The sequence below is a fragment of the Thiocapsa sp. genome, from assembly GCF_035467215.1.
GTDB lineage: Bacteria > Pseudomonadota > Gammaproteobacteria > Chromatiales > Chromatiaceae > Thiocapsa.
On sequence record NZ_DATITZ010000283.1, the window covers coordinates 1 to 11,009 of the forward strand.

10 protein-coding genes and 1 pseudogene are annotated in these 11,009 nt (G+C 63.6%); 2 read left to right on the top strand and 9 right to left on the bottom strand.

The genetic code is table 11. From position 1 onward, the window contains the following. Positions 1-643: 643 nt before the first annotated feature. The 9 genes and pseudogenes from VLR48_RS15940 to gpmI all read right to left on the bottom strand — a co-directional run bounded on the left by VLR48_RS15940 (position 644) and on the right by gpmI (position 9,331). Positions 644-1,018, bottom strand: coding sequence for a type II toxin-antitoxin system VapC family toxin (locus VLR48_RS15940; protein ID WP_325292736.1), 375 nt, complete (start codon positions 1,016-1,018; stop codon positions 644-646). Beyond that, positions 1,015-1,251: a type II toxin-antitoxin system prevent-host-death family antitoxin gene (locus VLR48_RS15945; RefSeq protein ID WP_325292737.1), complete on the bottom strand. Its 237-nt coding sequence runs from the start codon at positions 1,249-1,251 to the stop codon at positions 1,015-1,017. Before VLR48_RS15945 ends, VLR48_RS15940 begins: the two co-directional genes overlap by 4 nt. 109 nt (positions 1,252-1,360) lie before the next feature. Further along, positions 1,361-1,573, bottom strand: a complete 213-nt coding sequence (locus VLR48_RS15950; RefSeq protein ID WP_325292738.1) for a hypothetical protein — start codon at positions 1,571-1,573, stop codon at positions 1,361-1,363. A 604-nt stretch (positions 1,574-2,177) separates the two neighbouring features. After that, a complete protein-coding gene (gene tviB / locus VLR48_RS15955) occupies positions 2,178-3,524 on the bottom strand; it encodes a Vi polysaccharide biosynthesis UDP-N-acetylglucosamine C-6 dehydrogenase TviB (RefSeq protein ID WP_325292739.1) in 1,347 nt (448 codons plus the stop codon). A 142-nt stretch (positions 3,525-3,666) separates the two neighbouring features. Continuing rightward, positions 3,667-4,686: an NAD-dependent epimerase/dehydratase family protein gene (locus tag VLR48_RS15960; RefSeq protein ID WP_325292745.1), complete on the bottom strand. Its 1,020-nt coding sequence runs from the start codon at positions 4,684-4,686 to the stop codon at positions 3,667-3,669. A 147-nt stretch (positions 4,687-4,833) separates the two neighbouring features. Next, positions 4,834-5,513, bottom strand: a pseudogene (locus VLR48_RS15965) (IS3 family transposase); the annotation flags it as partial. 179 nt (positions 5,514-5,692) lie between these two features. Then, positions 5,693-6,709: a protease SohB gene (gene sohB / locus VLR48_RS15970; protein ID WP_325292740.1), complete on the bottom strand. Its 1,017-nt coding sequence runs from the start codon at positions 6,707-6,709 to the stop codon at positions 5,693-5,695. A gap of 231 nt (positions 6,710-6,940) precedes the next feature. Further along, positions 6,941-7,780: a thymidylate synthase gene (locus VLR48_RS15975; RefSeq protein ID WP_325292741.1), complete on the bottom strand. Its 840-nt coding sequence runs from the start codon at positions 7,778-7,780 to the stop codon at positions 6,941-6,943. A 3-nt stretch (positions 7,781-7,783) separates the two neighbouring features. Beyond that, a complete protein-coding gene (gene gpmI, locus VLR48_RS15980) occupies positions 7,784-9,331 on the bottom strand; it encodes a 2,3-bisphosphoglycerate-independent phosphoglycerate mutase (RefSeq protein WP_325292742.1) in 1,548 nt (515 codons plus the stop codon). Between the two features lie 212 nt (positions 9,332-9,543). Between gpmI and VLR48_RS15985 the strand changes: the two genes are divergently transcribed. Both VLR48_RS15985 and VLR48_RS15990 read left to right on the top strand, forming a co-directional pair. Then, positions 9,544-10,803 carry a glucose-1-phosphate adenylyltransferase gene (locus VLR48_RS15985; RefSeq protein ID WP_325292743.1) on the top strand — a complete coding sequence of 420 codons (1,260 nt, stop codon included), beginning with the start codon at positions 9,544-9,546 and terminating at the stop codon, positions 10,801-10,803. 23 nt (positions 10,804-10,826) lie between these two features. Beyond that, the coding region (locus VLR48_RS15990) for an SDR family NAD(P)-dependent oxidoreductase (protein ID WP_325292744.1) at positions 10,827-11,009 on the top strand (183 nt) is incomplete at its 3' end.

An 11,009-nucleotide genomic window follows, 5' to 3' on the forward strand; every position in this document is an offset into this window, starting at 1 on the left:
CTTCGTTGCCTTCGCTTGGCGCTACCTTGTCTGCGATCCTCTTCGCGCCCGTCGGTCGGATCGTCTCCGACGGAGATCCGGGCCACTTCTAACGCGGCGCCCGCACCGCGACTTGACAAGGAACGACTGAGTCCTCCCAGGTTCCCGGGCAACCCTTGCGTACATGCCCTGCTCTTCGACCCCGGCGGAGCAGCCACACCCGGCCAGCTCGGTGCGGTTGCTGTTGCCTTCCGCCCAGTTAACGACGTCGGCTCCGCATTGTCTGCTTTCGAGGCTCAATCACACGGCCTGCACGCCCCCTGTGTACGCTTCGCAGCCGGGGTCACCCCCGCACCACGCAACACTCGGTTCCGGTGGATGGCCAATCCTTGCCGGTTCGGGACTCGCACCCGACGGGTCGCAATAAGAGGTTTCCGTTTGCTCAACTCCCTGTGGCATTCTTCCCCCTCTTCCAGGCTTTGCCTGGCGCAATAACGGTTCAGAAACAACTTAGCCGTTCCGGTTCATTCTCCTCCTCTCCCCAACCCCTCTCCCGCGAGGGGAGAGGGGCTAAGATGGATCGCTTGTTATTGAACGGCTCCTAAGCACGTCTTGAGTGTTTCGAGGGCGGAACGGATAAGCCCGGATTGGATCCTTAGGCCTATTACGGACGCCGCAGTGCGATATCGTACTGGTCCCAGCGCGCGTCCGAAGAGACCGCCACCAGCCCCTCGGTGCGTGCTTGCGCGATGATCAACCGGTCGAAGGGATCTTCATGGATGGCCGGAAGCTGCCCGGTCTCGATCACATGCTTATCGTCGATCCCCAACAGCGTCGCCCCGACGGCCAGGCTTTCATCGCGAAAGCTGACCGGATCGACGGGGAGTTTTCCTAAACGATGCTTGATCGCGACTTCCCAGATACTTGCAACAGACACCTGGCAGCGCGTTGTCGCCATGAGCTCGCGCGTCTCGGCGCGCAACCGTGAGTCGCCCAGCAGCCACCAGAGCATAATCTGAGTGTCGAGGAGCAGCTTCACGACTTTCCGAAGAGCCTCCCGACCTCGGCATCGGCTTCTTCGGTAAACGCCTCATCGACATCGACGGAGCGACTTCCCCAAGCACCCCACCCTCGTAATCCCGATGAGGGCATGCAGGGTACCAACCGCACCTGCGCCTCGCCGTTACAGGCGATGATGACTTCGTCACCGGCCAAAGCGGCCTTCACCAGCTTTGAGAGCTGATTTCTCGCCTCGAGCATATTCACTTGCATGGTGCATCCCCCGAGTCTGCGGCATGGACTATAGACAAGGTAGCCAGGTTAGCCAAGTGCATCGTTGTTAGCACCACTGATCTTCAATAAAGGGCCGTGCTCACCCGCCTCAGGCAACGAGCGCTTGGTAAAACCGCCGATCCGCCGCGTTGCCGAGGCGCGAATTGTGCCACAGCAGGGTGAAGTCGCCGCCGAAGCGCCGGCAGGTGTCTCGATAGCCCAGCATCATCGCCAGCGCCGCCTCGCTGTAGCCCAGGCCCAGATAGCGTTCGGCGATGACCGAGCATTCCATGACGATCAGCGGGGGTTCGCTCAGGCGCAAGGGGCGGCGTTCGGTCAGATCGTAGTGCGGAGCTTTGTTCGCAATCAGGGCGGCAGGTACCGCAGCGGAAGCCGGCGGGGGAAATAGCGGAAAAGGGTCCAGGCTCGTCGGGTGGGTGCCCTTACGCCCCCCTGAATGGCGGCGGTTACCAAATATTCGCGACCGGGTTCGGAGTAGCAGCCTTTGCGTAGCTCGGAGTAAGGCATGGGGCTCCCTGCCATTCTAGGAGTCGGACTTGAGTCCGACACGGCCTTGGCGGTTTGCTCGATGGCGGTGTCGGCATTCCCATGCCGACACGGGCGGCTGAAGCCACGGACTCCGCGCCGAACCCGGTTTAAGGAGTCCGGAGCTTGAGCTCCGTGCGGGGCCTCGGCCGCGACTGAAGCCACGGACTCCGCACCGAATCCGGTTTTAGCGCCCGAAGGGTGCCCGGGGTCGCGGTCCGCGGTTCCCTCGGGCGTCGGGAGTCGCCTGCGAGGTCGCGGCGGCAAGGGGTTGCCGCCCTACGGGCTAGCGTGTAGGGGCGAATGAATTCGCCCCTACGTTCAAGAAGTGGGCGAATGAATTCGCCCCTACTCGCAAGAGATTATTCCCGAAAATCATCTTAGAGGCGCCCGTCGACCGTATCGACCGGCAGAACGGATTTGACGTCGTAGAGGATCGACTTGGGCTTGGCCCAAGCGCGGATCCCGCTCGCGCCCATCTCGACGAAGTCGCGGTGGGCGACGGCGAGGATGACGGCGTCGTAGGTGCCGGGCGCCGGGGCCTCGGGGAGACAGTCCAGGCCGTATTCGTGCTTGGCCTCGGCGCGGTCGATCCAGGGGTCGTAGCAGTCCACGGCGATGTTGTATTCGCGCAGGGCCTGGATGATGTCGATCACGCGGGTGTTGCGCAGGTCCGGGCAGTTTTCCTTGAAGGCGAGGCCGAGCACCAGGATGCGGCTGCTGCACACGCCGATGCCTCTTTGGAGCATGAGCTTCACCACGGTCTCGGCGACATGGGCGCCCATGCGGTCGTTGATGCGCCGTCCGGCGAGGATGACCTCGGGGTGGTAGCCGATGGCGACGGCTTTGTGGGTCAGGTAATAAGGGTCCACGCCGATGCAGTGACCGCCGACCAGACCGGGCCGGAAAGGGAGGAAGTTCCATTTGCTCCCGGCGGCTTCCAGCACCTCGAGGGTGTCGATGCCGAGCTTGTCGAAGATCAGCGCCAGCTCGTTCATGAGTGCGATGTTGAGATCGCGCTGGGTGTTCTCGATGACCTTGGCCGCCTCGGCGACGCGGATGCTGCTGGCCGGGTGGGTGCCGGCAAGGATGATCTCGCGGTAGAGGGCGTCGACGACGGCGGCGATCTCGGGGGTGGAGCCGCTGGTGACCTTCTTGATGGTGGTGAGGCGGTGCTCGCGGTCGCCGGGGTTGATGCGCTCGGGGGAGTAGCCGAGGTGGAAGTGATGAGTGAGGACTGGTGAGTGATGAGTAGTGTCTTGTAACGGCTTGGATGCGCAGTACGTCAAGCCGGAGACGCGCTCCAGGACGGGGGCGCAGTCTTCCTCGGTGCAGCCGGGGTAGACGGTGGATTCGTAGATGACCAGGTCGCCGGGTTTGAGGACCTTGCCGACGGTCTCCGATGCCTTGATCAGGGGCGTGAGGTCGGGCCGTTTGTAGTCGTCGACCGGGGTGGGCACGGTGACGATGAAGATGCGGCAGGGGCGCAGGGCGTCGAGGTCGTCGGTATAGGTCAGGTGTCGGGCGGCGGCGAGGTCTTCGGGGCTGGTCTCGCGGGTGCTGTCGCGACCGGCCTGCAGCTCGGCGATACGGGTGCGATTGATGTCGAAGCCGACCACCGGGCGGTGTTTGGCGAACTCTACGGCGAGCGGGAGACCGACGTAGCCGAGGCCGATGATGGCGATCGGGGTGTCGGGGTTCGTCAGGTGCGCGAGCGAGATGTCCATTGGATTCGGGTCCGTGGGCATGGATTTGGGTGTAGATCGGCAGTTTGGATAGGCGAGGTTTGCTCTGGCGATCCGTGTATCGTCGTCTTGCGAGCCTGGAGGATGGGCCTCGCTGCGCTCTGACCATCTAAGGGTCGACGGCTTATCGGGTGTACCAAGGCAGCGCGAGCTCCAGGCCTTCGCCGAGGCGATGGGTCGGCTCGTAGTCTAATCGCGTGCGGGCCTTGGTGATGTCGGCCAAGCTGTGGCGCACGTCGCCGGGGCGGAAGTCGCGGTAGCGCGGTTGTGCGCCCTGCAGCTGCGGATAGCGCGGCAGCAAGCGGCGATGAATCTGGTGATAGAGCTCGTTCAGCGTGGTGCGCTCGCCGACGGCGACGTTGTAGACCTGGTTGGCGGCTTCAGGGTCGGTCGCAGTGGCGGCCAGGAGGTTAGCCTGCACGGCGTTGTCGATGTAGCAGAAGTCGCGGCTGGTCTCGCCGTCGCCGTTGATGAAAACGGCTTCGCCGGCGATGAGTGCAGCGGTCCATTTGGGGATAACCGCGGCATAGGCGCCGTTCGGGTCTTGCCGGCGGCCGAAGACGTTGAAATAACGCAAGCCGATGCTGTGCAGGCCGTATGCGCGCGCGAAGACGTCGGCATACAGCTCGTTGACGACCTTGGTGACGGCATAGGGCGAAAGCGGCTTGCCGATGACGTCTTCCTGCTTGGGCAGGCCGGGATGGTCCCCGTAGGTGGAGCTGCTCGCCGCGTAGAGGACACGCTTGGCGCCGACATCGCGGGCGGCGACCAGGACGTTGAGGAAGCCGTCGATATTGGTCTCGTTCGTGGTGATCGGGTCATCGAGCGAGCGCGGCACGGAGCCGAGCGCGGCTTGGTGCAGGACGTAGTCGGCGCCGGCGCAGGCTCGGCGGCAGTCGGCGAGGTTGCGGATGTCGCCTTCGATGAAGCTGAACCGGTCCCATTGCGCGGGAGTGACCAGGGTTCGGACTTCGTCGAGGTTGTGCCGATGGCCGGTGGCGAAGTTGTCGAGACCGATGACGGTTTGGTCGAGCCCGAGCAACGTCTCCAGAAGATTCGAGCCGATGAAGCCGGCCACCCCGGTGACGAGCCAGGTGCGGGGTGTGGTGCAGAGATCGGCTTGTAGGTGTCCGTATGCGTGCATCGGGTCGCCGCTTTTGTTGGTTGCGGAGGGAGGTGGAACCCCCGCGACGGTTTGAAGGAGGGAGACCCTGCTTTGTCGGACCGAGGTCCGACCCAACCTTGGGTTGGGTATCGGCTCGACTGCACTTGGAAGACGAAAATCCGAGGGAAGCTCATTCGGGCCGCTCGGGGCGAAGTCGCGCGCGAGCAGGTTCTCGGCCACCGGCAGGCCATGCTTGGAGTCGGTCGTGGCCTTGTAGCGGCGCTTGTGGCGCCCCCGGATGCCGTGATCGCGCATCAGGCGCTCCACCCGTGCCTTGCTCGCAGAGAAGCCTCGTGCGCGCAGCTCACGCACCATCCGCGGGCTGCCGTAAGCACCCTTGAGCTCGGCATGGATGGATCGGATCAGGGCCAGCAACTGTGCATCCGTCAGCCCACGGCGATCCGGTGTGCCGCCACCCTGCCAGGCCCGGTAGCCGCCGACACTGACGTCGAGGACATCACACAGTTCGTTCAGGGCGAAGCCGTTGCGGTGCGCATCGATCCAGGCGTACTTCACAGCGCATCCCGCGCGAAGTACGCCGTCGCTTTTTTTAAGATCTCGACCTCGCGCTTGAGCCGCGCGTTCTCCGCGCGCAGACGCGACAGCTCCATCGCCTCCGGTGTGACTTTCGCTGCGCCCGCACCGTTGAGCGTGCCGACGTCGAACGCCTTCACCCAGTTACGCAGGGTCTGCTCGACCAGACCCATTTCCTTGGCTACCGCGCCCACGCTCTTGCCGTCCTTGACCCGCTTCAAGGCCTGTTCATTGAACTCGGCGGTGTACTCTTGCTTCGGAATCTTCTGCATCATCGTCTCCGGTGTGACAGACAGTCTACGTCACCCTTGGAAGACTAAATTTCGGGGAAGCTCAACCCTAGCCGCGTCTGGGCATAGGGAAAGCTTAGCAGAAAGCGAACGTGACCCCTTTTCCCCTGCTTTTCGCACCTTGGGCGAGGATGTGCCATGGCGCGCCTCGAGACGAAGGCTCAGCTCGCGCGGCGCCAGTTGGCAACGGCGCCGTCCAAGCTCGCTCGGATGCTCGACAGCAGCCGCTCGATCGGTTTCTTGCGGACGCTGTACTTGAGCTTGAGGAGGTCCATGTCCTCGGTTGCGGCCAGGAGGAAATCGTCGCTGGTCTGGATGGCGTCCACCAGACCCAGCTCGACGGCGCGTTGGCCGTGCCAATACTCGCCGGTGGCGACGCGGTCGAGATCGAGCGCGGGGCGATAGGTCGCGACGAATGACTTGAAGAGTGCGTGTGTCTCTTCCAACTGCTCGCGTAGCTTCTGGCGACCCTCGTCGGTGTTCTCGCCGAAGATGGTCAGGGTGCGCTTGTATTCGCCGGCGGTATGCAGCTCGAAGTCGACCCCGTAGCGTTCCAGCAGTCGATGAAAGTTGGGCAGCTCGGCCAGCACGCCGATCGAGCCGATGACGGCAAAGGGCGCGGCGATGATGCGCTCGGCCACACAGGCCATGAGATAGCCGCCGCTGGCGGCGACCTTGTCGACCGCAACGGTCAGCGGAATTCCTTTGTCGCGTATACGCGCCAATTGCGACGCGGCCAAACCATGATCGCTGACCAGACCGCCCGAGTTGTCCAAACGCACCAAGACCTGATCGCCATCGCGGGCCTCCATCAGGAGCGTCGTGACCAGCACACGCAAGGCGCTGACCTCGCTGGCCCGTATGTCGCCGTTGAACTCGATCACGAAGAGCCGCTTGCGATCCGCATGCCCCGCCTTCTCGCGGGCCTTCTCCTCCTTGTGCTCGGCCTTGCGATACGCCTTGAACGCCTTCTTCGAGAGCGAAAACGCCTTCAGCTCGGAGCTTAGCGCGCGATAGCGCTGGTTCAGATCGGTGATCTCCAACTGCTCGGAATCGGCGTGCCCACCCTGTCTCAGCCGCAATGCCAGAACCAGCAGCACGCCGATTCCGAGCAGGATGGTGATCGTTTTGGCCAAAAAAAGTCCGTACGCGAGCAGGACTTGAATAAGTGACTCCATCAGCGGCAACTCCTCGCCCGGAAATTTCGTGAATGTTGCGCAAGCCCCCACAACACAAAAGACACCCTACGGAAATCGACAAAACCCGCAATTCGAAAGCCCACCGTGCGCCCCACGGCCTGATCCGATCCAGATCAAAACATCCTGAATCGCGCAGCTCAGCGCTCGCAAGAGCTCGACAACACTACACCCGGCTCGACCCGAGCAAACCGCGCCGAGCGCGATTCAGCCTCAGACTGCGATGGGCGCACGAATCGCCGGTTCCGGCTCATACCCGACGATCTCGATATCCTCGAAGCAATAGTCGAACAGGCTCGGCGGACGACGCAGCAGACGCAACTGCGGCAGCGCCCGAGGCTCGCGCCCGAGCTGCTCGAAAACGATGTCGTCGGTCAGATGATTGCGGTAGAGATGCAGGTCGCCGAAGGTGTGGATGAACTCGCCGACCTCTAGATCGCACTGGTGTGCAATCAGATGGGTCAGCAAGGCGTAGCTGGCGATGTTGAAAGGCACGCCGAGAAAGAGATCGGCGCTGCGCTGATAGAGCTGGCAGGAGAGCCGCCCCTCGGCGACATAGAACTGAAACAGGCAGTGGCAGGGGGCGAGCGACATGCGCCCGGCAAGCACGTTCTCGCGCGGACTGCGTGTCTCGTCGGGCAGATCCGCCGGATTCCAGGCGGAAACCACCAGCCGACGCGAATCCGGACGGGTCCGGATGGTCTCGACCAGCTCGGCGAGCTGGTCGACGACTCGGCCATCGGGACAGGCCCAGCTGCGCCACTGGGCGCCGTAGATGGGACCGAGACGGCCGTCCTCGGCCGCCCACTCGTCCCAGATGGTCACGCCGCGATCCCGAAGCCAGCGGTTGTCGGTCGAGCCGGCCAGGAACCACAGCAGCTCGTGAATCAAGCTCTTGGTATGCACCCGCTTGGTGGTCAGCAGCGGGAATCCCTGGCTCAGATCGAAGCGCACCTGACGACCAAACACCGAGCGCGTCCCCGTGCCGGTGCGGTCGGCCTTGTCGATGCCGTTGTCGATCACATCGCGCAGCAGATCGAGATAGACGTGCATCCGTCAGACCGTCGCCGGCCCGAGCAGGAGGGAGTGCCCGTCCATCTGCTCCGGGATGGGGATGCCCATCAGATGAAGGATGGTCGGGGCGATGTCCTTGATCCCGCCGCCGACCGACAGACGCCACGGCACCTCGTCGATGACAAGACAGGGTACCGGGTAGGTCGTGTGCTGGGTATGGGGATCACCCGTGACCGGATCGACCATCTCGTCGCAGTTGCCGTGGTCGGCGCTCAAGATGACCGAGTAGCCGCACTCTACGGCGACGTCCAGCACGCGGCCGACCTCGCGATCCAGTGTCTCGACGGCGGCGATTACGGCCTCGCGCACGGCCGTGTGACCCACCATATCGCCGTTGGCGAAGTTCACCACGATGAAGGGAAAGTTGCCGCAGCGCAGTGCTTCGATAACGGCATCCGCCACCCCGGGCGCACTCATCTCGGGTTTGAGGTCATAGGTGGCAACCTTCGGCGAGGGGATCAGGGCGCGCTCCTCGCCGGGGAAGGGGTCGCCTCGCCCACCGTTGAAGAAGAAGGTCACATGCGCGTACTTCTCGGTCTCGGCACAATGAAACTGCGCGATGCCGTCGTCGCTCAGGATCTGCCCGAGTGTGGTCCTCGGCGTGTCGGTATCGAAGGCAAAGGGCAACCCGAACCAGGGGTCGTATTCCATCATGCCGGTGACCTGGACCCGGGTCACACCGCGGCGGTCAAACTTGTCGAAATCGCTCTGGTGCAATGCCGAGACCAGTTGGCGGGGGCGGTCCTTGCGGAAGTTGATGTGGATCACCTGATCGCCGTCGCGGATCGGCTCGCCGCCGGCGACGATCGTCGGGCGGATGAACTCGTCGTCCTCGCCGGCGGCATAGGCGGCCTCGATGGCCTCGCGCGCCGTCTCGGCATGCCGGCCTTCGCCGTCGACCATGGCACGCCAGGCCATCTCAGTGCGATCCCAGCGATTGTCTCGATCCATCGCGTAATAGCGTCCGCTGACGGTGGCAATCCGCCCCCCGGACGTCTCCAACGCCTCGTCGAGACACTTGAGATAACTCAGCGCCGAGCGCGGGGGCGTATCCCGACCATCCGTGAAGACGTGGACCATCGGGCGCGCACCCTGGCGCTTGCACAATCGGATGAGCGCTGCCAGATGGCGAACATGACTGTGGACACCGCCGTCGGAGACCAAGCCCATCAGATGAATCGGCCGACCCTGCTCCGCGGCCGCACGCGCCGCGTTCACCAGGGCGTGATTGTCGAAGAAGCTGCGGTCGTCGATCGCGCGATCGATCAGGACCAGATCCTGGAGGACGACGCAGCCCGAGCCGATGCACATGTGCCCGACCTCGGAGTTGCCCATCTGCCCGTCCGGGAGCCCGACCGCCAGACCGGACGCCTGCAGCGCGGTGTGTGGATGACTCGAGAAGTAGCGATCGAGATTCGGCGTGTCGGCGAGCACGACCGCGTTGTTGGCCTTGGCCGGGTTCAAGCCGAAACCGTCCAGGATGATCAGGATGACCGGGCGTCCCGGAACCTTCTTCCTCGGTTGACTCATCTCTCGCTTACTCCTCTGCCGTCGGGGTTGCACATTGTAGACGTTCGGGACGCCGCGTCGTCCTTGTTTCGGTTGCCGCCGGGACCCGATCGAAAGGGCTTCCGATAATCGGGAAAGCTCCGGTCGACGGGTTTATCATTCTCTTGTGGATCCAATGGCCGGACCCACTCATCACAACAAAAGCTCCTACAGGCGGGGCACGCGGAGGAACCATGCAAACCGATCGAATCATCGCCTTCGTCATGGCCGGCGGCCAAGGCTCGCGACTCCAGCCGCTCACGACGGCACGCTCCAAACCGTCCGTGCCCTTCGGCGCCCGCTACCGCATTGTCGATTTCGTGCTCAGCAACCTGGTCAACTCTCAGATACAGACCATCTATCTGCTGGTGCAGTACAAATCACAGTCTCTGATCGAGCATGTACGCAAGGCTTGGACCATCTCGCCCTTGCTGCAGAGTCAGTTCGTGACCGTCGTTCCGCCCCAGATGATGTCCGGGACGCATTGGTTCCAGGGCACGGCCGACGCGGTCAATCAGAACATCGCGCTCATCGAGGAGCATCGTCCGGATCTGGTCGCCGTCTTCGGGGCCGACCACATCTATCGGATGGACATCCGCCAGATGGTCGATTTCCACAAGGCACGCAACTCCGACGTGACGATCGCGGCCTTGCCGGTCCCGCTGGCCGAGGCATCGAGCTTCGGCGTCATCGCGGCGGACGAAGAGGGGCGGATCAACGCCTTCGAGGAAAAGCCGGCGAAGCCCTCCCCGTTGCCCGGCGATCCGACCATGGCCTTCGCCTCGATGGGGAACTACATCTTCGACGCGAAGGTCCTGATGCAGGCGCTCAAGGAGTGCGAGGCAGCCGGCGAGTCGGATTTCGGACAGCACGTCCTGCCGCGGCTGCTCAGCACCCACCGACTCTTCGCCTACGACTTCGCGACGAATGTCATACCGGGCGTGCACCCCTACGAAACGCCGGTCTACTGGCGCGACGTCGGCAGCATCGATGCGTACTTCGACGCCCACAAGGACGTCCTGGGGGCCGAGCCGGCCTTCGATATGTTCAACCCCGAATGGCCCGTCTTTTCCAGCGGCTATCAGGGTCCGGTCGCTCGCGTGCTGGGCGGGGAGCTGCGCAACACGCTCCTGGGTGCGGCGACCATGATCCACGACGGTGCACGCCTGACCAACTCCATCATCCGGCGCGAGACCGTGATCGAGGAGGATGTCGTCCTCGAGGACTGCATCATCATGGATTATGTCCGCATCTGCCGCGGTGCTCGTCTGCGCAACGTCATCGTGGATCGACACAACGTCATCGAGGCAGGAGATCGCATCGGCTTTGATCCGGTCAAGGATCAGCAACGCTTCCATGTCAGTGCCGGTGGCGTCACCGTCGTTCCGATGGGGCGCGTCAGCTATTTCGCACGCGACACCCGAGGCACCGGGCGAGGCGGCTATTCCGAATAACGACCATCGACCCGAGGCCGCGGATGAGCGACGCGAATCGCAGCACTGTTCTCGTCACGGGGGCAAACTCAGGTTTGGGAAAGGCGCTCGCCCTCGCCTTTGCCCGTGACGGGATGCGCGTCGGGATGCTGGTCCGCAACGAAGAACGCGGGCGGGCCGCCCGAGACGAGATCGTAGCGGCGACCGGCAACGAAGACATCCACCTC